The 20,251-nt window shown below is 72.2% G+C and carries 21 protein-coding genes; 4 read left to right on the forward strand and 17 right to left on the reverse strand.

The genetic code is table 11. The features are described 5' to 3' along the window. Window positions 1-41: 41 nt before the first annotated feature. Window positions 42-2,570 carry an ATP-dependent Clp protease ATP-binding subunit gene (locus AC0KTA_RS16600; RefSeq protein WP_481055892.1) on the reverse strand — a complete coding sequence of 843 codons (2,529 nt, stop codon included), beginning with the start codon at window positions 2,568-2,570 and terminating at the stop codon, window positions 42-44. A 466-nt stretch (window positions 2,571-3,036) separates the two neighbouring features. Here AC0KTA_RS16600 and AC0KTA_RS16605 point away from each other — a divergent pair, with 466 nt between their 5' ends. After that, window positions 3,037-3,678 (forward strand): SCO3374 family protein, encoded by a 642-nt coding sequence (locus tag AC0KTA_RS16605; protein ID WP_481055893.1) that lies wholly within the window; start codon window positions 3,037-3,039, stop codon window positions 3,676-3,678. Here the strand turns inward: AC0KTA_RS16605 and AC0KTA_RS16610 are convergent. The 12 genes from AC0KTA_RS16610 to AC0KTA_RS16665 all read right to left on the reverse strand — a co-directional run bounded on the left by AC0KTA_RS16610 (window position 3,657) and on the right by AC0KTA_RS16665 (window position 12,726). Then, window positions 3,657-3,992: a histone-like nucleoid-structuring protein Lsr2 gene (locus tag AC0KTA_RS16610; protein WP_481055894.1), complete on the reverse strand. Its 336-nt coding sequence runs from the start codon at window positions 3,990-3,992 to the stop codon at window positions 3,657-3,659. The genes AC0KTA_RS16605 and AC0KTA_RS16610 overlap by 22 nt on opposite strands. Window positions 3,993-4,218: 226 nt before the next feature. Further along, window positions 4,219-4,812 carry an amino-acid N-acetyltransferase gene (locus tag AC0KTA_RS16615; RefSeq protein ID WP_481055895.1) on the reverse strand — a complete coding sequence of 198 codons (594 nt, stop codon included), beginning with the start codon at window positions 4,810-4,812 and terminating at the stop codon, window positions 4,219-4,221. A 9-nt stretch (window positions 4,813-4,821) separates the two neighbouring features. Further along, entirely contained in the window at window positions 4,822-5,343 is a 522-nt protein-coding gene (locus AC0KTA_RS16620; RefSeq protein ID WP_481055896.1) for a BlaI/MecI/CopY family transcriptional regulator, read from the reverse strand. Between the two features lie 191 nt (window positions 5,344-5,534). Further along, window positions 5,535-5,714: a hypothetical protein gene (locus AC0KTA_RS16625; protein WP_016644144.1), complete on the reverse strand. Its 180-nt coding sequence runs from the start codon at window positions 5,712-5,714 to the stop codon at window positions 5,535-5,537. A gap of 13 nt (window positions 5,715-5,727) precedes the next feature. Then, window positions 5,728-6,486 (reverse strand): hypothetical protein, encoded by a 759-nt coding sequence (locus AC0KTA_RS16630; protein ID WP_481056447.1) that lies wholly within the window; start codon window positions 6,484-6,486, stop codon window positions 5,728-5,730. Between the two features lie 171 nt (window positions 6,487-6,657). Then, on the reverse strand, window positions 6,658-7,032 hold the full coding sequence (locus AC0KTA_RS16635; protein ID WP_481055897.1) for a hypothetical protein: 375 nt from the start codon (window positions 7,030-7,032) through the stop codon (window positions 6,658-6,660). 140 nt (window positions 7,033-7,172) lie between these two features. Beyond that, a complete protein-coding gene (locus AC0KTA_RS16640; RefSeq protein WP_481055898.1) occupies window positions 7,173-7,979 on the reverse strand; it encodes a type III pantothenate kinase in 807 nt (268 codons plus the stop codon). Next, a complete protein-coding gene (gene nadC / locus AC0KTA_RS16645; protein ID WP_481055899.1) occupies window positions 7,979-8,986 on the reverse strand; it encodes a carboxylating nicotinate-nucleotide diphosphorylase in 1,008 nt (335 codons plus the stop codon). Before nadC ends, AC0KTA_RS16640 begins: the two co-directional genes overlap by 1 nt. Window positions 8,987-8,991: 5 nt before the next feature. Continuing rightward, window positions 8,992-10,695, reverse strand: a complete 1,704-nt coding sequence (locus AC0KTA_RS16650; RefSeq protein WP_481055900.1) for an L-aspartate oxidase — start codon at window positions 10,693-10,695, stop codon at window positions 8,992-8,994. Then, a complete protein-coding gene (locus AC0KTA_RS16655; RefSeq protein WP_481055901.1) occupies window positions 10,692-10,814 on the reverse strand; it encodes a hypothetical protein in 123 nt (40 codons plus the stop codon). Before AC0KTA_RS16655 ends, AC0KTA_RS16650 begins: the two co-directional genes overlap by 4 nt. Next, complete coding sequence (gene panC, locus AC0KTA_RS16660) at window positions 10,811-11,818, reverse strand: pantoate--beta-alanine ligase (RefSeq protein WP_481055902.1); 1,008 nt, start codon at window positions 11,816-11,818, stop codon at window positions 10,811-10,813. The genes AC0KTA_RS16655 and panC overlap by 4 nt, the downstream gene beginning before the upstream one ends. Next, complete coding sequence (locus tag AC0KTA_RS16665) at window positions 11,815-12,726, reverse strand: Rossmann-like and DUF2520 domain-containing protein (protein WP_481056448.1); 912 nt, start codon at window positions 12,724-12,726, stop codon at window positions 11,815-11,817. Before AC0KTA_RS16665 ends, panC begins: the two co-directional genes overlap by 4 nt. A 210-nt stretch (window positions 12,727-12,936) precedes the next feature. Here AC0KTA_RS16665 and AC0KTA_RS16670 point away from each other — a divergent pair, with 210 nt between their 5' ends. Next, the gene (locus AC0KTA_RS16670) at window positions 12,937-14,199 is read left to right on the forward strand and encodes a threonine aldolase family protein (protein WP_481055903.1); all 1,263 of its coding nucleotides are present in this window, start codon (window positions 12,937-12,939) and stop codon (window positions 14,197-14,199) included. Here the strand turns inward: AC0KTA_RS16670 and AC0KTA_RS16675 are convergent. Then, window positions 14,159-14,395: a hypothetical protein gene (locus AC0KTA_RS16675; protein ID WP_481055904.1), complete on the reverse strand. Its 237-nt coding sequence runs from the start codon at window positions 14,393-14,395 to the stop codon at window positions 14,159-14,161. The genes AC0KTA_RS16670 and AC0KTA_RS16675 overlap by 41 nt on opposite strands. A 217-nt stretch (window positions 14,396-14,612) precedes the next feature. On the opposite strand from AC0KTA_RS16675, the gene AC0KTA_RS16680 reads away from it, so the two are divergent. Continuing rightward, window positions 14,613-15,719, forward strand: coding sequence for a DUF5937 family protein (locus AC0KTA_RS16680; protein WP_481055905.1), 1,107 nt, complete (start codon window positions 14,613-14,615; stop codon window positions 15,717-15,719). 110 nt (window positions 15,720-15,829) lie between these two features. Here AC0KTA_RS16680 and AC0KTA_RS16685 read toward each other — a convergent pair whose 3' ends face one another. Then, window positions 15,830-16,507 (reverse strand): response regulator, encoded by a 678-nt coding sequence (locus AC0KTA_RS16685; RefSeq protein ID WP_481055906.1) that lies wholly within the window; start codon window positions 16,505-16,507, stop codon window positions 15,830-15,832. Between the two features lie 119 nt (window positions 16,508-16,626). Beyond that, the gene (locus AC0KTA_RS16690; RefSeq protein WP_481055907.1) at window positions 16,627-17,829 is read right to left on the reverse strand and encodes a sensor histidine kinase; all 1,203 of its coding nucleotides are present in this window, start codon (window positions 17,827-17,829) and stop codon (window positions 16,627-16,629) included. 172 nt (window positions 17,830-18,001) lie between these two features. Here AC0KTA_RS16690 and AC0KTA_RS16695 point away from each other — a divergent pair, with 172 nt between their 5' ends. Beyond that, window positions 18,002-18,955, forward strand: coding sequence for an SAM-dependent methyltransferase (locus tag AC0KTA_RS16695; protein WP_481056449.1), 954 nt, complete (start codon window positions 18,002-18,004; stop codon window positions 18,953-18,955). A gap of 44 nt (window positions 18,956-18,999) precedes the next feature. On the opposite strand, the gene AC0KTA_RS16700 is transcribed toward AC0KTA_RS16695, so the two are convergent. After that, window positions 19,000-20,196, reverse strand: a complete 1,197-nt coding sequence (locus AC0KTA_RS16700; protein WP_481055908.1) for an NADH-quinone oxidoreductase subunit D — start codon at window positions 20,194-20,196, stop codon at window positions 19,000-19,002. Window positions 20,197-20,251: the final 55 nt, after the last annotated feature.

Here is a 20,251-nt window from a genome sequence, read left to right on the forward strand (position 1 = left end):
CCGGGGCAGCCCCAAGCATGCCGCTCAGCAAAGCGCCAGCGTCACGCCTCCTTGCTCAGGTTGGGCCCGGCGCCCCCGCCGGCCGCGGACTCGATCGGCGGCACATCCGGCAGCGCCGTCTTCTCCTCGCCACGGAACGTGAACGTGGCGGCCTCGCCCTCACCCTCCGTGTCGACGACCACGATGTGCCCGGGGCGCAGCTCGCCGAAGAGGATCTTCTCGGAGAGCGTGTCCTCGACCTCGCGCTGAATGGTGCGGCGCAGCGGCCGCGCACCCAGGACGGGGTCGTACCCCTTCTTGGCGAGGAGCTCCTTCGCGGACTGGGAGAGCTCGATGCCCATGTCCCGGTCCTTCAGGCGCTCGTCCACCTTGCTGATCATGAGGTCGACGATCTGGAGGATGTCGCCCTGGCTGAGCTGCGGGAAGACGACGACGTCGTCCACGCGGTTGAGGAACTCGGGCCGGAAGTGCTGCTTCAGCTCGTCCGAGACCTTGTTCTTCATGCGCTCGTAGTTGGACTTCGTGTCACCCTGCGCGGCGAAGCCCAGGTTGAAGCCCTTGGAGATGTCCCGCGTGCCGAGGTTGGTCGTCATGATGATGACCGTGTTCTTGAAGTCCACGACCCGGCCCTGGGAGTCGGTCAGGCGACCGTCCTCCAGGATCTGCAGCAGCGAGTTGAAGATGTCCGGGTGGGCCTTCTCGACCTCGTCGAAGAGGACGACGGAGAACGGCTTGCGGCGGACCTTCTCGGTCAGCTGACCGCCCTCTTCGTAGCCCACGTAACCGGGGGGCGAACCGAAGAGACGCGACACCGTGTGCTTCTCGCTGAACTCCGACATGTCGAGGGAGATCAGCGCGTCCTCGTCGCCGAAGAGGAACTCGGCCAGGGCCTTCGAGAGCTCCGTCTTACCGACGCCGGACGGGCCCGCGAAGATGAACGAGCCGCCGGGACGCTTGGGGTCCTTCAGACCCGCTCGCGTACGCCGGATCGCCTTGGAGAGCGCCTTGACGGCGTCCTTCTGGCCGATGACGCGCTTGTGGAGCTCGTCCTCCATGCGGAGCAGACGCGAGGACTCCTCCTCGGTCAGCTTGAAGACCGGGATGCCGGTGGCCGTGGCGAGGACCTCGGCGATCAGCTCGCCGTCGACCTCGGCGACGACGTCCATGTCGCCGGCCTTCCACTCCTTCTCGCGCTTGGCCTTGGCGGCCAGGAGCTGCTTCTCCTTGTCGCGCAGGGAGGCGGCCTTCTCGAAGTCCTGGGAGTCGATCGCCGACTCCTTGTCGCGGCGCACGCCCGCGATCTTCTCGTCGAACTCGCGGAGGTCCGGCGGCGCGGTCATCCGGCGGATGCGCATCCGGGAACCGGCCTCGTCGATCAGGTCGATCGCCTTGTCCGGCAGGAAGCGGTCCGAGATGTACCGGTCGGCCAGGGTGGCGGCCTGGACCAGGGCCTCGTCGGTGATCGACACGCGGTGGTGCGCCTCGTACCGGTCGCGCAGGCCCTTGAGGATCTCGATGGTGTGCGGCAGCGACGGCTCCGCGACCTGGATGGGCTGGAAGCGGCGCTCGAGGGCCGCGTCCTTCTCCAGGTGCTTGCGGTACTCGTCGAGCGTGGTCGCGCCGATGGTCTGGAGCTCGCCGCGCGCCAGCATCGGCTTCAGGATCGACGCCGCGTCGATGGCGCCTTCCGCGGCACCCGCACCCACGAGCGTGTGCAGCTCGTCGATGAACAGGATGATGTCGCCGCGGGTGCGGATCTCCTTGAGGACCTTCTTCAGGCGCTCCTCGAAGTCACCGCGGTAGCGCGAGCCGGCGACCAGGGCGCCGAGGTCGAGGGTGTAGAGGTGCTTGTCCTTGAGGGTCTCGGGCACCTCGCCCTTGACGATGGCCTGAGCGAGGCCCTCGACGACGGCGGTCTTGCCGACGCCGGGCTCACCGATCAGGACGGGGTTGTTCTTCGTGCGGCGGGACAGCACCTGCATGACCCGCTCGATCTCCTTCTCGCGCCCGATGACCGGGTCGAGCTTGGACTCACGAGCGGCCTGGGTGAGGTTCCGGCCGAACTGGTCGAGGACCAGGGACGTGGAGGGCGTGCCCTCGGCAGGACCGCCGGCGGTGGCGGTCTCCTTGCCCTGATATCCGGAGAGCAGCTGGATGACCTGCTGCCGCACCCGGTTGAGATCGGCACCCAGCTTGACCAGGACCTGGGCGGCGACGCCCTCGCCCTCGCGGATCAGGCCGAGCAGGATGTGCTCCGTGCCGATGTAGTTGTGGCCCAGCTGAAGGGCCTCGCGGAGCGAAAGCTCCAGGACCTTCTTGGCACGGGGGGTGAAGGGAATGTGCCCGGACGGAGCCTGCTGGCCCTGCCCGATGATCTCCTCCACCTGCTGGCGGACCGCCTCAAGCGAAATGCCGAGGCTCTCCAGGGCCTTTGCGGCGACACCTTCACCCTCGTGGATCAGGCCCAGGAGGATGTGCTCGGTGCCGATGTAGTTGTGGTTGAGCATCCGGGCTTCTTCCTGAGCCAGGACGACAACCCGCCGCGCGCGGTCGGTGAACCTCTCGAACATCGTTAATCGCTCCTCAGAGCGGTCAGGCAGTAAGGGGACGCTCCCCTCCCTGTCCTTCCGCAGCTTAGTCCCGCAAGCGGGGACCGCTCATTCCAACTGCCGACACCCGTCCGGATCACCCTCACTACGGTAGAGAACGCTTCCTGACTCCAACGCCGACACATGCTCCAACCCGATGGTGCGAGACGATGTTCCCGCAGGCCAGGCAGTTACCCTCGCCATCAGTACGCCGTTGGCGAACGTGAGACACCTGAACGCTGCGTGTCGCCCCTCCCCACTAGGGATGTCTTACCCGTATGCACTGACACTCCATGCGGCGCGCACCGGTTCCCTCCGCTACGGGCGAACACCCTTGCGCCGTGGAGTACGCCATCACGCCCCCCGTTCCGCCACCGTACGCATCCGCGGAGACACCCAGCGTGACGCGGGCCGTAACTCAAGTGTGCCTCGCGCTGTTGCTCCGGGCATGGCCCTCAGCGTTCCCCACCCCAGGCCGCCGGCCGACCGGCGCGACGCGTCTGCCGCGGCCTCATGGGATCCGGCGGCGGTCACGTGCTGGTACGAGAACGGCCTCGGCTGGGCCGTGACGCCCGGGCCGGACCTCCGGCTGCTCACGGGGCTGCGCTTCGACGTGCTCGAGCTCCCGGCCGAGGCGGGCTTCGCGGCGCTGCGGCACCTGGGCCCGAGGGCGCCTGTGGCCCTGCACGGGGAGACGATGCGGCTGTTCGTGGCCGCGGGCAGCGCGGACGAGCTGCCGGGGCTGCTCGAGTGGCTGGAGTGGGGGGACATCCCCCTGGACCTCAGGGCGATCGGCGCGGGCGGTCTCGTCGACGCGCCCACCCCTCCCGGCATGGCCGGTCCGCGAGGGGCCGCCACGTGGCTGCGGCCCCCCGAGCCCGGCTACGAGGTGGAGGCGACGCTGCCGTCACTGACGGCCGTGCCGACCCTGGCGCCGAGCGCGGCCCTGTGCACGGGCGGCAGCGGAACCGACCCCCATTCCGGCTCCGCCGCGGGCTCCGATCTCGTACGCCTCGTGGACACGGCGGCAACGCAGTGCCACCGGGTCCGGCTGCGGCGCACGAACAGTCAGCCGTTGGCCTTCTCGTAGGCCTCGCGGATGGACGCGGGGACGCGGCCGCGGTCGTTGACCTCGAAGCCGTTGTCCTTCGCCCACGCGCGAATCTGCGCCGTGTCCTGGCTGGAGCCCGAAGCAGCGGCTCGCGCCTTGCCGCGCCCGCTGGAGCGACCTCCGGTCCGACGGCCGCCCTTGAGGTACGGCTCGAGCAGACCGCGGAGCTTGTCGGCGTTCGCGGTGGTGAGATCGATCTCGTACGTCTTGCCGTCCAGCGCGAACGTCACGGTCTCGTCCGCCTCGCCGCCGTCGAGGTCATCGACAAGAAGGACCTGAACCTTCTGTGCCACCGGATTTCCTTTCATCGATAACTTCAGGGCCGGACCATGCGGCGTGAGCCGCCGATTCGCCGCCCCCTGTTATATGCAGCACTGCAGTTACGTCGGAAAGCAAACCGCTTTTCTTGGAAAAACACAAACCCCTGGGAGAGACCGGCTCCACGAGATCCCGGGAAACATGCGCGTTTCGGACATAGGGCACCTGGGCATGTGACTGCCCGGAATAGCTCGGTCACGATCACAGATGCAGAAGCATCCGGCTGTTGCCCAAGGTGTTCGGTTTCACTCGTTCGAGGCCGAGGAACTCGGCGACGCCCTCGTCATAGGAACGCAGCAGCTCGCTGTAGACATCTGTGTCGACGGTATCGACGGGCGTCTCGCCGATCTCCACGAAGCCGTGCTTGGCGAAGAAGTCGACTTCGAAGGTGAGGCAGAAAACCCGCCGGACACCGAGCCAGCGGGCGGTCCGCAGCAACTCACCGAGCAGCAGATGTCCCACGCCCGCGCCCTTGACCTGTGGATTCACCGCCAGCGTGCGTACTTCGGCGAGGTCTTCCCACATCACGTGCAGCGCGCCGCAGCCGACCACCGCCCCCGCTTTGCCGTGGTCGGCCGTGCGTTCCGCGACCCAGAACTCCTGGATGTCCTCGTAAAGCGTGACGGTCGCTTTGTCGAGCAGGATGCCCCGGCGGACGTACGGGTCGAGCAGCGCCCGTACCGCGGGCACATCGGCGGTGCGGGCCCTGCGTACGGAGACCGCATTTGCCGGGAGCACACCGCGCGCCCCGAGTTCGCCGGGTGCCTGCGGGAGTTCGTCGGGCTGTGCTGGCATGAGCGGACGCTATCGCCCGGACCCCGGCTCGGGGCCGCCGGGGTTCTGCTCCCCTTCCGCCTCGCGTTCGGCCCCACCTTCGGCTTCGGCCTTGCGCTCGGCTTCGGCCTCGGCCCTTCGGTCGGCCTCGGCTTCGGCCTTGCGATCCGCGTCGCCTTCCATGCGCACCGTGTCGCCTTCCACCATGCGAACGGCGTCGCTCAGCGCTTCCCGCTGCTGCGGCGACATCATCCCGAAGAAGGCGACGAGAGCGGCCGCCGGGTTGTCGCTCTGCGACCAGGCTTCGTTCATCAGTGCGGCGGCGTACGCGGCACGGGTGGAGACCGCCTCATATCGATAGGCCCGGCCTTCCGCCTCGCGGCGCACCCAGCCCTTCTGATGGAGATTGTCCAAAACGGTCATGACGGTCGTGTACGCGATGGACCGTTCCTGCTGAAGGTCTTCCAGGACTTCTCGAACGGTCACGGGGCGGTTCCACTTCCACACCCGGGTCATCACTGCGTCTTCGAGTTCTCCCAATGGGCGAGGCACGCTTGAACAATAGTGGGCGAGGTCACTAATGGCGTGATGGACGTGGCATACCGGTCATTTCCGCAACAAAAAGGGCGTACGACTCGGTGTCGAGTCGTACGCCGGGGGCGTCTCGTGGTCCGGCGCCCCCTTCTGGTCCGGCGGCCGGTGGCTGCCGGCCTGCGGGCGGTCAGCGGCCGGTCAGCAGCCGGTCACGCGTCGCCGGTCTTGGGGGTCTGCCGGACGGACTCGGCGCGGGCGATCGCCGCGTCGACGGCGGCGTCCTCCTTGGCCTTGTTGGCGCCGCCCTGGGTCTTGACGATCGTCACGATGAGGCCGACGAAGAACACGGCCATCACTACGGGGGGCACGAGCGCGGAGACGTAGTCCATGCCCCCAGCGTAGCTAGCCCGCGGCGAGCCGCTGCGCCGGGGCGGCGGGCGGTGCCGGGCGTTTGGGCGGGAACACCTCGGCCGGCGTGGGCACCGGACGGGGGCGCTCCGGCGGGCTCGCGGGACGCTCGGCGGGCGGGTTCGGCCGGGGCGCGGGCTTCTGGCCCTTCTCGGACTTGTCGGCCTTGTCGGCCTTGTCGGCCTCGTCGCCGTTGCCGGCCTTCTCGTCCTTGTCGTCGGCGGCCGTGAGTCCGCCGGGCAGGGCGAGCAGGCGGGTGCGGGACGCGGGCACCGCGGGACGGTTCTCCACGTAATGGCTCTGTGCGGGCCGCGAGGCGGGCACGGCGGGCCTGCCTGCGCCGGTCCGGGCAGCGGTGACCCGGGCCTCCGTGGCCGCCGCGAGACGCGCCCGTACGGCTTCCTCCGCGAGCGTCCGGCAGCGGTCGAGCAGCGCGGCCGCGCGCGGGTTGCCGCGCAGGGCGCGCAGCGCCGCGAGGTCGTCGGCGCCCGGCCGGTACCCGGCGGGGAGCACGTCCTCGAGGAGCTCCAGATACCCGGCCGCGGTGCCGGGCAGCGCCGCTCGGTAGCGCGCGAGATCGGCCACCAGGAAGGCGCGCAGCCGGGCGCCCTCGCGCACCGCCTCGTCGATGTCGTCGGCGAGGCGCACGCAGGCCTGCACGGTCTGGTCGTCAAGGACACGAACGGTACTGGGGTGCAGGGCGTGGGCCAGAGCACGGCGGAGCACTCGCAGCTCCTGCGCACCGAAGGCCATGCCGCCCCGGGATCCGTATGGCGTGGGCATGGGGTGACGATACGCGCAAGACGAACAAAATCCTCTTAACGGACACCCGTCGGGGTGGCGGCTCGGTCCGGCCGCTGTGGGGGCGGCCCTGCCGCTGTGGGATCGGCCCGGCAGCGTGGGGTCAGTCCGGTCGACGTGGGGTCAGTCCGGTCGGCGTCGGGTCGTCGCGAAGGCGACCGCCCCCACGCCCAGGGCGCCCGCCGCCCCGGCCACGATCCACGGCACGATCCCCGCGCCGGTGTCCGCCATGCGCCCCGAGGGGGCCGGTGTGGACGACGGCTGGGCCGGTGTGGACGCGGGCGACGGGGTCACCGTCGCCGCGGGTGTGGTCGGTGTCGGTGCCGACGACGACGTGGCGGGCGGCGAGACAGCCGGGCCGTCGGCCGCCGGCGCTGCCATGAGCAGCGGTGAGACGACGAGACCGTCGGCCGCCGCCGCTGCCACCGGCGCCGCTCCTCCCGTCAGCGCCACCACCGCGACCGCCGCCACGACACCCAGCCGTGTCTTGCCCCTCATCCGCCCCACGCTCATCAGACACCCGCACCAGACACCCGGTCAGAACCCCTCGCAGCACAGACTCTTGGACGAGGAGCCAGGTTGTCCCGTGGAAGCGAAAAGTTGGCGACGAGCGGTGCTCCGCGGCGCGAAATGCGCGCTCAGCCGCGCGACACGTTCCGTTCGTAGACGAGCCGCAGCCCGATCAGCGTCAGCCACGGCTCGTGCTCGTCGATGACGGACGCCTCGCCGAGCACCATGGGCGCGAGCCCGCCCGTCGCGATCACGGTCACGTCCTCAGGGTTGCTGTTCGGCCCCGCCAACTCGCGCGCCATGCGCCGTACGACGCCGTCGACCTGCCCCGCGAAGCCGTACAGGATGCCCGCCTGCATGGCCTCCACGGTGTTCTTGCCGATGACGCTGCGCGGCCGGGCCAGCTCGATCTTGCGGAGCTGCGCGCCGCGTACGCCGAGGGCCTCCACGGAGATCTCGATGCCGGGGGCGATGACGCCGCCGGCGTACTCCCCGCGCGCGGACACCGCGTCGAACGTCGTCGCCGTACCGAAGTCCACGACGATCGCGGGGCCTCCGTAGAGCTCGACCGCCGCGACCGCGTTGATGATGCGGTCGGCGCCGACCTCCTTGGGGTTGTCCATGAGGATCGGCACGCCGGTCTTGATCCCGGGCTCCACGAGGACGGCGGGCACGTCTCCGTAGTACCGCCTGGTGACCTCGCGCAGCTCGTGCAGGACGGACGGGACGGTGGAGCAGATCGCGATGCCGTCGATGCCGTCGCCGAGCTCCTCGCCGAGCAGCGGGTGCATGCCCATCAACCCGTTGAGGAGCACGGCGAGTTCGTCGGCGGTGCGGCGGGCGTCGGTGGAGATGCGCCAGTGCTCGACGATGTCCTCGCCGTCGAAGAGGCCGAGCACTGTGTGGGTGTTGCCTACGTCGATGGTGAGCAGCATCAGCCGGCGGCCTCTCCGGAGACCGTGGCTTCGCGGAGGTCCAGGCCGATGTCGAGGATCGGCGAGGAGTGGGTGAGGGCGCCCACGGCCAGGTAGTCGACGCCGGTCTCGGCGTAGGCGCGGGCGTTGTCCAGGGTGAGGCGGCCGGAGGACTCCAGGAGCGCGCGGCCGGCGACGATGGCGACGGCCTCCTCCGTCTCGCCGGGCGTGAAGTTGTCCAGGAGGATCAAGTCGGCTCCGGCGTCCACGACTTCGCGGAGCTGGTGCAGGGTGTCCACCTCGACCTCGACCGGCACGCCCGGGAACATCTCCCGTACGGCCTTGAAGGCCTGCGTCACGCCGTCCGCGGCGACCACGTGGTTGTCCTTGACCAGGGCGGCGTCGGCGAGCGACATGCGGTGGTTGACGCCGCCGCCCATGCGGACCGCGTACTTCTCCAGGGAGCGCAGTCCCGGTGTCGTCTTGCGGGTGTCGCGGACCTTCGCCCCGGTGCCCTCCAGGACGTCCGCCCACGCGCGCGTGGCGGTCGCGATGCCCGACAGGCGGCACAGGATGTTCAGGGCGCTGCGCTCGGCGGTGAGCAGGTCGCGGGTGTGCGAGGTGACGCTCAGGAGCACGTCGCCGGCCTCGACCCGCTCGCCGTCCTCGACGTGCCGCTCGACCTCGAACTCGTCCTGGCAGACGACGGAGAACACAGCCTCGGCGACGCGCAGGCCCGCGACCGTGCCCGCCTGGCGCGCGGTGAAGTCGGCGGTGGCGACGGCGTCTTCGGGGATGGTGGCGACCGTCGTGACGTCCATGGCGTCCGGCGAGAACTCCATGTCCTCGGCGATGGCGAGGTGCGCGATGTCCTCGACCTGGACGGGGTCGAGGCCGGCGTCGGCCAGCATCCGGGCGAGCGTGGGGTCGAGGCCGCACTCCATCGCGTCGGGCGCCGCGTCGCCGCAGCCGCAGGCGTCGCCGCAGCCGCCGGTGCCGTCGGCGAGGGGGAGGTCGGGGGTGCTCACGTCGGTCACTGCTCCTGGGTGCTGGGGAAACGGGCGTTGTCGGTGGTGCGGGTGGCGAGGGTCCGGTCGGGATTGAGGCGTACGACGATGTGGCGTCCCCAGGCCTCGTCGTCGCGGTCCGCGTGGTCCTCCCGCCAGTGGCAGCCACGAGTCTCCTCGCGCCGCAGCGCCGCCGCCACCAGTACGCGGGCGACGCACAGCAGATTGGTGGTCTCCCAGGCGTCCACGCCGGGCTCGGCGGTCTTGCCGTCCTCGGCGAGGGCGCCCGCCGCGTCCGCGTGGACGGCGGCGAGCCGGTCGGCGGCCGCGGCGAGGGACGCGCCGGAGCGCAGCACTCCGGCGCCCTCGGTCATCACACGTTGGATGGTGAAGCGGGCCTCCGGGGGCAGCAGCGGGTGGGCCGGCCGCTCCGGGGGCGCCGTGTCGGCGGCCACGCGCGCGTGGAGGGCACCGGCGGCGTGCAGGGCGGCGATGTCGTCCACAATGCGCTCGGCGTAGACCAGGCCCTCCAGGAGGGAGTTGGAGGCGAGCCGGTTGGCGCCGTGCACGCCCGTGCAGGCGACCTCGCCGCACGCGTACAGGCCCCGCACCGTGGTGCGGCCGTGCTGGTCGGTGCGGACGCCGCCGGAGGCGTGGTGGGCGGCCGGGGCGACCGGCACGGGCTCGGTGACGGGGTCGATGCCGTGCGCGCGGCAGGCGGCGAGGATCGTCGGGAAGCGGGTGGCCCACATGTCGGCGCCGAAGTGCCGGGCGTCCAGGTACATGTGCTCGGCGCCCTGTTCCAGCATGCGGCGCGTGATGCCCTTGGCGACGATGTCGCGCGGTGCCAGCTCAGCGAGCTCGTGCTGCCCCACCATGAAGCGCACGCCGTCGGCGTCCACCAGGTGGGCGCCCTCGCCGCGCACGGCTTCGGAGACGAGCGGCTGCTGGCCCTCCGCGTCCGCCCCCAGGAAGAGCACCGTCGGGTGGAACTGCACGAACTCCAGGTCGGAGACCTCCGCGCCCGCGCGGAGGGCGAGCGCGACGCCGTCGCCCGTCGCCACGGACGGGTTCGTGGTCGCGGAGAAGACCTGGCCCATGCCGCCGGTGGCGAGCACCACGGCGGGCGCGTGCACGGCGCCGACGCCGTCGTGCTGGCCCTCGCCCATGACGTGCAGGGTGACACCGGCCGCGTGCCCCTCGTCGTCCGTCAGCAGGTCCAGGACCAGGGCGTTCTCGACCGTGGGTATGCCGCGCGCGCGGACCGCGTCGACCAGGGCGCGGGAGATCTCCGCGCCGGTCGCGTCGCCGCCCGCGTGCACGATGCGGCGGCGGTGGTGGCCGCCCTCGCGGGTGAGCGCCAGGGCGCCCTCCGCGGACTCGTCGAAGTGGGCGCCGGTCGCGATGAGGCGGTGTACGGCGTCGGGGCCCTCGGTGACGAGGGTGCGCACCGCCTCCTCGTCGCACAGGCCCGCGCCCGCCACGAGGGTGTCGTCCAGGTGCTGTTCGGGGGTGTCGCCCTCGCCGAGTGCCGCCGCGACGCCGCCCTGCGCCCAGCGCGTGGAGCCGTCGTCCAGGCGCGCCTTGGTGACGACGACGGTCTTCAGGCCGGCCGCCGAGGAGCGCAGGGCGGCGGTCAGACCGGCGACTCCGGAGCCGACGACGACGACGTCGGCTTCGAGCGCCCAGCCGGGGGCGGGGGCGTACAACCGTATGCCGGTGGCACTCATGCGGGGGCTCCGATCCGGGTCGGGCGGGTGGCGGTGTGGCGGGTGTCGGTGTGGCGGGTGTTGCCGGTGTGGCGGGTCTCAGCGTGGCTGTCCGGGCGGGCGCTCATGTGGAGGCTCATGCCGGGGCTCCGAACGTCAGCGGGATGTTGTCGATCAGGCGGGTCGTGCCGACCTTCGCGGCGACGGCGAGGATCGCCTCGCCCCGGTGGCCGGGGCCGATCTCCTGGAAGTCGGCCGGGTCGACGAGCGCCAGATAGTCCAGGACGAGCGGCGGGCGCAGGCGGGCCGCCTCGTCGAGGACCTGCCGGGCGGCGGCGCGGACCGCGTCGGGCCCGGCGGGACCCGTGGGCGCGGCCTGGGCGACGGCGTGCGCGTCGGCGGCCGCGCGGGCCTCGCCCAGGGCGTTCAGGCCGTCCACGCGCGCGTGCGTGGCGGGGGCGAGGGCGGCGCGGGCGCGCAGGGCCTCCTGGGCGGCGTGCCGGTCGCGGCCCGCGAACAGGGCGCGGGAGAGCGCGAGCGCGGTGCGGCGCTCCGTGGGCGACAGGTAGCGGTTGCGGCTGGAGCGGGCGAGGCCGTCGTCCTCGCGCACCGTCGGCACGCCGACGATCTCCACGCCGAAGTTCAGGTCGCGCACCATGCGGCGGATCACGGTGAGCTGCTGGGCGTCCTTCTGCCCGAACAGCGCCACGTCGGGCGCCGTCAGGTGCAGCAGCTTGGCGACGACGGTGAGCACGCCGTCGAAGTGCCCGGGGCGGGTGGCCCCTTCGAGGACGGTGCCCATGGGGCCCGCGGTCACCCGGACCTGGGGCTCGCCGCCGGGGTAGACCTCCTCTACGGAGGGGGCGAACACGACGTCCGCGCCCGCCTCCGAGGCGGTCTTGATGTCGGCTTCGAGGGTGCGCGGATAGCGGTCCAGGTCCTCGCCCGCGCCGAACTGAAGGGGGTTCACGAAGACGGTGACGACGACTTCGCCGTCGGCCCCGGCCGCCTCCCGTGCCGTACGGACCAGCGTGGCGTGGCCCTCGTGCAGGGCGCCCATCGTCATCACGACGGCGCGGCGGCCGGCCCGCGCGCGGGCGCGCAGTTCGGCGGCGGTGTGCAGCAGGGCGGTCGCGCGGCTCATCCGCCCGCTCCGTCCGCCGTGCCGCCGCGCGGTCCGTCCGGGCCGCCGGGGGCGGTCACGCCGCCCGCGAGGACGCCGAGCAGGTCCTCGGCGAGCTCCGGCTTGAGGAGGCCGTGGGCGAGGGCGCGGTCGGCGGTCGCGCGGGCCATCGCGAGATAGCCGGCGACGGTCTGGGGCGCGTGCTTGCGCAGTTCGGCGACGTGCGCGGCGACCGTGCCCGCGTCCCCGCGCGCGACGGGGCCGGTCAGGGCCCCGTCGCCGGAGCGCAGGGCGTTGTCGAGCGCCGCGCCGAGCAGCGGGCCGAGCATGCGGTCCGGGGCGGTCACGCCCGCGTCGCGCAGCAGCTCCATGGACTCGGCGACCAGCGTGACCAGGTGGTTCGCGCCGAGCGCCAGGGCGGCGTGGTAGAGCGGGCGGGCCTCTTCGGCGATCCACTCGGGCTCGCCGCCCATCTCGATGACCAGGGCCTCCGCGGCGAGCCGCAGCTCGTCGGGGGCGGTCACGCCGAACGAGCAGCCCGCCAGGCGCTGTACGTCCACGGGGGTGCCGGTGAACGTCATCGCGGGGTGCAGCGCGAGGGGCAGCGCGCCGGCGCGCAGGGCGGGATCGAGGACCTTGGTGCCGTACCGCCCGGAGGTGTGCACGAGCAGTTGGCCCGGGCGCACCGCGCCGGTCTCGACGAGGCCCTCGACCAGGCCGGGCAGCGCGTCGTCCGGCACCGTGAGCAGGACCAGGTCGGCGCGCTCGAGCACCTGGGCGGGCGACACGAGCGGCACGTCGGGCAGCAGCACGGCGGCGCGCCGCACGGAGCTGTCGGACACTCCGGACGCGGCCACCGGGCGGTGCCCGGCGAGCTGGAGTGCCGCGGCGAGTGCGGGGCCGACACGGCCCGCTCCGACGACGCCCACGGTGAGCCGCGCGGGGCGGTCCCTGGGGTCTGACCGGGGCTCCGGGTGCTGCTCCGGCCGGTGAGGTGCGTTCACGCGATGACGCCTTCCGTTCCAGTCCGCTCGGGGTACCGGACGATTTCTCGTCATGCTAACGCTATTGCCCGGCGCGGCGTCGTCGGCCGTCCACAGGCTGTGGGCATTCGTACGACCGCGCGCGATGATCTGTGGATGACCGGATACGGCGCGCGGGACGGCCGCGCAGGCGAGCTGGACGCACGGAACCGCGAGGGCGACGCGGACGCACGGAACGCCCGCGAGGGCGAACCGGCACCGACGACGGACGACGGCGAGCGGGGCGCCCCGGCCGAACGCGACGAGCGCGCGCGGCGGCTCGCGGCCGCGCGGGGCGCGAAGCGGGTCCTGGCGCGCTCCCCGATGAGCGTCTCCCTGGGCGAGCGCGTCTCGGCCCTGGCCGAGGGTGCCGCCGAGGTCGCGGACCTGGAGCAGTTCGGCGACATATACGGCGACGGCGTCGTCGCCGACCTGGAGGAAGAGGTCGCCCGGCTCCTCGGCAAGGAGGCCGCCGTCTTCTTCCCCACGGGCACGATGGCCCAGCAGGTGGCGCTGCGCTGCTGGGCGGGGCGTACGGGCAACGCGACGGTGGCCCTGCACCCGCGCTCGCACCCGGAGGTCCACGAGTCGGACGCCCTCTCCGTGGTGAGCGGTCTGCGCACCGTGCACCCCACGGACGAGCCGCGCTCCCCCACGGCCGACGAAGTGCGGGACTTCGAGGAGCCGTTCGGCACGCTGATGCTGGAACTGCCTCTCCGGGAGGCCGGTTTCGTCCTGCCCACCTGGGAGGAGCTGACGGACGTGGTGGCGGCGGCGCGCGAACGGGACGCCGTGGTGCACGTCGACGGGGCGCGCCTGTGGGAGTGCGCCCCGCACTTCGGCCGCCCGCTGACGGAGATCGCCGCGCTCGCGGACAGCGTCTACGTGTCGTTCTACAAGTCGCTCGAAGGCATCGCGGGCGCCGCGCTGGCCGGGCCGCGGCACCTGACCGAGGAGGCCCGCGCCTGGCGGCACCGGTACGGCGGCCTGATGTTCCAGCAGTTCCCGACCGCCGTCTCGGCGCTGCTCGGCCTCAAGCGGGTCCTGCCGCACCTGCCGGAATACGTCGCCCACGCGCGCGTGGTTGCGGACGCGCTGCGGGACGGATTCGCGTCCTCGCGGGTGCCGTGGTCGCGGGTGCACCCCGATCCGCCGCACACCCACCAGTTCCAGCTCTGGCTGCCGTACCCGCCCGAGGTCCTCAACGAGGCGACCCTCGCGCAGTCCGAGGAGACCGGGACCCAGCTCTTCTGGCGCTGGTTCCCGGACGGCCCGCCGGGCCTGTCCGTCACGGAGGTCACCGTGAACGGACCAGGCCTGGCGTGGACCGCCGACGACGTCAAGGAAGCGGTCGCGGAGTTCGTGCGCCGCCTCCCCTGAGACCGCGCAGGAGACGCCCGAGCGCCCCGCGCACCCGCCCGCGCGCCGGGCGTTCGTGGACGACGGCGTTGAAGCGCCCGTAGTCGCGCACCTCGCGCACGACCTGCCAGTCGTTGACTCCGGGAGCGGGCGGCGTCCGCCCCCCGTGCTGGGCGGCACGGTAGCTGTCGAGCAGATACTGCTGCGTAACACTCATAACAAACGACCTTCCACAACAAACAGTACTTAACGGACAAGTGAAAGACGCATCAAGCCCATCCGGCGTTTGAGGACGAGCCGCGAAGCGGCGAAAGGGGGGAAAGGGGCGCAGCCCCATAAGAACCCTGCAAGAGGCCCAAGGCCTGTGTCGCGTGGATTGACGCCAGCCGTCAATCGACGGCCGCGATGTCAGTGGCGAGGTGCACCATGGGGTCATGAGCGTGAGCATCGACATCACCGGACTGACGCCGGAGCGGATCCATGTCGTGCCCTCGCCCCTCAGTGAGCTCGGCATGGCGCTGCACGCGCTGTCCGAGCCCGCTCACCACCCGGGGCTGCAGGGCTGGGCGACAGCCGTCTCGGCGCGCCTGGCCCCGTGTCTCGCGGACCGCATGTGCGAGGCGGACTTCCTGTGGCGGACGACGTTCTCGGACGTCTTCGCGCCCTTCGCGGGCATCCCCGGCCGGACCACCCTCCCCGGTGCCACGCTCGCCGAAGAGCTGGACCTCCTGGACAAGCTGACGGACGAGCAGTTCGTGGACGCCGCCCTGGAGTTCACCTGCCAGCTGTCGTACGACCAGCGGTCGACGAACCCCCTGCACGACCCGAAGATGCGCCGGCACGCCCTGGAGTTGGCCGCCGCGCGCGGGGACCACCAAGTGCGGTTCACCAAGCGACTGCTGGACGATCCGCCCGCCGTGCGGGCCTGGTTCCGGCAGTTGATGGAGGACTGCGACGAGGCGTTCTTCGCGGACACCTGGTCCCGGGTCGGCCAGCAGCTCGCGGCGGACGCCCGCCACAAGACCGAACTGCTGCGGCGCAAGGGCTTGGAGGAAGCCCTGAAGGCCATCTCCGGAGCGGTGTCCCTGGACGAGGAGGCCCGGCGGATCACGGTCGACAAGATGGCGGTGGGCCACCATGTGACCGGCGACGGCGGCCTGGTCCTGGTGCCGACCAGCCTCGGCTGGCCCCACCTGATGGTCCTGCACCGGTACGGCTGGCAGTCCTCGATCACCTACCCCGTGAACTCCCCGGGCCTCGCCGCCCCCGCCTCCGTCGAGCAGCTCACCCGCCGCATGGCCGCGCTCTCCCACCCGGTCCGCATGCGCCTGTGCCGCCACCTGGCCCGCGGGTCGTACACCACGGGAGAGCTGGCCGACGCCCACGGCATGACGGCCCCGGAGATATCCCGGCACCTGAGCGTCCTGAAGAAAGCCGAGCTGATCACGACCCGCCGCCGCGGGAGGTACGTACAGCACCAGCTCGACCTGAGCGTGGTCTCACGCCTCGGCAGCGAGTTCATCGAGGGCGTGCTGCGCTGACACCGAGCGCCGGTCGCACACCGTGCGGGGCACCCGGCGCCCGCGTGGGCCCACCGCCCGCGCGGGCCCACCGACCCGGCGGGGCTCAGCCCGTGCGGCCCCCGGTGAGCTCAGCCCGCGCCGCCCCCGCCCGCCCGCACCAGACCCGTCTCGTACGCGAGCACGACCACCTGCACGCGGTCGCGCAGCCCGAGCTTGGTCAGGATGCGGCCCACGTGCGTCTTCACGGTCGCCTCGGACAGCACCAGGCGCGCGGCGATCTCGCCGTTCGACAGGCCCTGGGCGACGAGCACCATGACCTCGCGCTCGCGCTCGGTGAGCCGCTCCAGCTCCTTGTGCTGCGGCCGGCCGCCGGTGCCCGGCAGCATCGGCGCGAAGCGGTCGAGCAGGCGCCGCGTCGTGGACGGGGCGACGACCGCGTCGCCGCTGTGCACGGCCCGGATGGCGGCGAGCAGTTCGGCGGGCGGCACGTCCTTCAGCATGAAGCCGGACGCGCCTGCCTTCAGGCCCGAGAAGGCGTATTCGTCGAGGTCGAACGTCGTCAGGATGAGCACCTTCGGCGGATCGGCGTCGGCACAGATGCGCCGCGTCGTCTCCACGCCGTCCAGCTTCGGCATGCGTACGTCCATCAGGACCACGTCGACCGCCGTGGACCGCAGCTCCTGCAGCGCCTCGACGCCGTCACCGGCCTCCGCGACGACCTCCATGTCCGGCTGCGCCGCAAGCACCATCCGGAACCCGGTGCGCAGCAGCACCTGGTCGTCGACGAGCATCACACGGATCGACATCAAGGGGTCCCTTCATGGGGGCTTCGTGGGACGTTTCTTGCGGGCTTCGTGGGCCGTTCGTGAACCCATCATCGCCGACGGCCCGGGAGGCATCGACGGGGCTCGGGCAGTGACAGGTGTCAGTGTGCGGGCTTCAGTGGGAGAAGCGCGCTGATGCGGAATCCGCCGCCGGGGCGGGGGCCCGCGTCGAGCGTGCCGCCGACCATGCCGACGCGCTCGCGCATGCCGATCAGGCCGTGCCCGCGGCCGTCGGCGCCGCCGTCCTCGTACAGCTCGTGCGGGGCGCCCTTGCCGTCGTCCTCGACGAGCAGCCCCAGGCCGTCGTCGAAGTAGACGAGCCGGACGCTCGCCCCGGCGTTCTCGCCGCCGTGCTTGCGGGTGTTGGTCAGCGCCTCCTGGACGATGCGGTACGCGGTGAGCTCGACGCCGCTGGGCAGCGGGCGTGGGGTGCCCTCCACCTTGAAGTCGACCGGCAGGCCCGCGCCGCGCACCTGCTCTATCAGCTCGTCGAGCTGTTCCACGTCCGGCTGCGGGACGTACTCGCCGCTCTCCTCGGGCTCGCCCGTGCGCAGCACGCCGAGCAGCCTGCGCATCTCGGCGAGGGCCTGGCGGCCGGTGCCGGAGATGGTGGCGAGGGCCTGCTTGGCCTGCTCGGGGGCCGCGTCCAGGACGTACGCGGCGCCGTCGGCCTGGACGACCATGACCGAGACGTTGTGCGCGACCACGTCGTGCAGCTCGCGGGCGATGCGGGCGCGCTCGGCGGCGACCGCGACCTTGGACTGCGCCTCGCGCTCCTTCTCGAGCCGGGCGGCGCGCTCCTCGAGCTGGGCGAGGTAGGCGCGGCGGGTGCGGATGGAGTCGCCGAGCACCCAGGCGAGCGCGAACGGCACGATCATGAAGACCGTGAAGAGGAGGTTGCCCCAGACGCCCGCCGTGCTCTCCGGCCAGCGCAACTGCGACAGCGGGGCCGCCGCGAGGCCGCCGGCCAGGGCGAACCGCGAGGCCCACTGGGGACCGTCCGCGGCCGCCGTGTAGATGATCACGAGCATCGCGAAGTTCGCCGGTCCCGGCTGCACGCCCAAGATCATCTGCGCGATGCCGAGCCCCGCGGCGAGCAGCAGCATCCGCTCGGTCGTCCGGCGCCGCAGCGCCACCACGACACACAGGCCGATGATGATCGGCACCGACGCGAGGGCCGGATCCCGGCCCTCCGTTTCGGATATGGCCACCAGCCCGATCCCGGAGATCCCGAACAGGACGAGCGCCCAGAAGGCGTCGACCCCCGTCGGGTGTCTGCGGAGAAAGTCATAGAGGCGCTGCACGTAACCCAGCGTAGGCAACCCGTCGGGCCCCTCGGGTCAACCGGAGGTCCGATCCGTACGACCGTCTCGTACTCCCCAAGGTGGAGGCCCGCATAGCCTTCTAGATGTGACGAACGAGGCACCAGGAGCACGCGGAGCGCAAACCGGCACGCCGCACGGCTGGCGGGAGGCCATGGAGGCCGCGCTGTACGGCCCGGACGGCTTCTACCGGCGGCCGGAGGGGCCCGCCGCCCACTTCCGCACCTCCGTGCACGCCTCGCCCCTGTTCGCGGGCGCCGTGGCCCGGCTGCTGTGCCGCGTCGACGCCGCGCTCGGACATCCGGAGGAGCTGGCGTTCGTGGACATGGGCGCGGGCCGCGGCGAGCTGACGGCGGGCGTCCTCGCGGCGCTGCCCGCCGAGGTGGCGGCACGCGCGCGTGGGTACGCGGTGGAGCGCGCCGAGCGCCCCGAAGGGCTCGACGCGCGCGTCGAGTGGCGCGCGGAGCCCCCGGCCGACGTGAGCGGCCTGCTCTTCGCCAACGAGTGGCTCGACAACGTGCCCCTGGACGTGGCCGAGCGGGCGCCCGACGGCGCGCTGCGGCGGGTCCTCGTACGGGACGACGGCACCGAGGAGCTCGGCGGCCCCGTGAACGGGCCGGACGCCGCGTGGCTCGCGCGCTGGTGGCCCCTCGGCACGGAACCGGGCCTCCGCGCGGAGATCGGCTGCCCCCGGGACGAGGCGTGGGCGGCGGCCGTGGCGACGCTGACGCGTGGCCTCGCGGTCGCCGTCGACTACGCGCACACGCGGGACAGCCGACCCCCCTTCGGTACGTTGACGGGCTTCCGCGCGGGCCGCGAGGAGCCGCCCGTGCCGGACGGCAGCCGCGACATCACCGCGCACGTGGCGCTCGACGCCTGCGCGCTGCCCGACGCCCGCCTGCTCACCCAGCGCGCCGCCCTGCACGCCCTCGGCGTCATCGGCGACCGGCCGCCCCTGACGCTCGCCTCCAGCGATCCGGCCGCGTACGTACGGGCCCTCACGCGCGCGGGCGAGGCGGCGGAGCTGACGGCGCCTGGCGGGCTCGGGGACTTCGGCTGGCTGGTGCAGCCGGTGGGCGTGCGCGTGGACGACCTGCTCGCGCCCTGACGCACCCTCCGGGCGTTGGCCCTGACGCGCCCCCCCCGGGGGGGCTACTTGTCGATGTCGCCCACTACGAAGAACAGCGATCCGAGGATGGCCACCATGTCGGCGACGAGCTGGCCGGGCAGCAGCTCCTTCAGCGCCTGGATGTTGTTGTACGAGGCCGAGCGGAGCTTGAGCCGGTACGGGGTCTTCTCGCCCTTGGACACCAGGTAGTAGCCGTTGATGCCGAGCGGGTTCTCGGTCCACGCGTACGTGTGGCCCTCCGGGGCCTTGAGGACCTTCGGCAGGCGCTGGTTGATGGGGCCCTGGGGCAGGTCGGCGATCCGGTCCAGGCAGGCGTCCGCGAGGTCGAGGGAGTTGTGGGCCTGCTCCAGGAGGCACTCGAAGCGGGCCAGGCAGTCGCCGTCCTCGCGGGTCACCACCTTCAGGACGTCGCCCAGCTCGCCGTACGCCAGATAGGGCTCGTCGCGGCGCAGGTCGAAGTCCACTCCGGAGGCGCGGGCGATGGGACCGCTCACTCCGTAGGCATGCACCGCGGCGGCGGAGAGCACGCCCACGCCGCGTGTGCGCCCCCGGAAGATCTCGTTTCCGAGCACCAGGTTGTCGTACACGTCCATGCGCGAACGCACCGCAGCGACGGCGGCCCGCGCGCGGGACGTCCAGCCGGCGGGCAGGTCCTCCTTGAGGCCGCCGACGCGGTTGAACATGTAGTGCATGCGGCCGCCGGAGACCTCCTCCATCACGTTCTGGAGCTCCTCGCGCTCCCGGAACGCGTGGAACACCGGGGTGATGCCGCCCAGTTCGAGCGGGTACGAGCCGAGGAACATCATGTGGTTCAGGACCCGGTTCAGCTCGGCGAGCAGCGTGCGCGTCCAGACCGCGCGCTCGGGCACCTCCATGCCGAGCATGCGCTCCACGCCGAGCACCACGCCCAGCTCGTTCGAGAACGCCGACAGCCAGTCGTGGCGGTTGGCCAGCATCACGATCTGCCGGTAGTCGCGCGCCTCGAAGAGCTTCTCCGCGCCGCGGTGCATATAGCCGATGACGGGTTCCGCGTGTTCGATCCGCTCGCCGTCCAGGACCAGCCTGAGCCGCAGCACGCCGTGCGTGGACGGGTGCTGGGGGCCGATGTTGAGCACCATGTCGGTGCTCTCGGCCGCGCCGCCGATGCCGAGGGTCGTCTCGGCCTGCTCCGTGGTCCGCGGCGGCCGCGTCGTGGGCGTGTGCTCCGTCGTGGGGCTCATGCCCACAGTCTGTCGTACGCGCGCGGCCACGCCACTGTCAGATCCCGTACGTACG

The organism is Streptomyces sp. Y309, assembly GCF_056712025.1.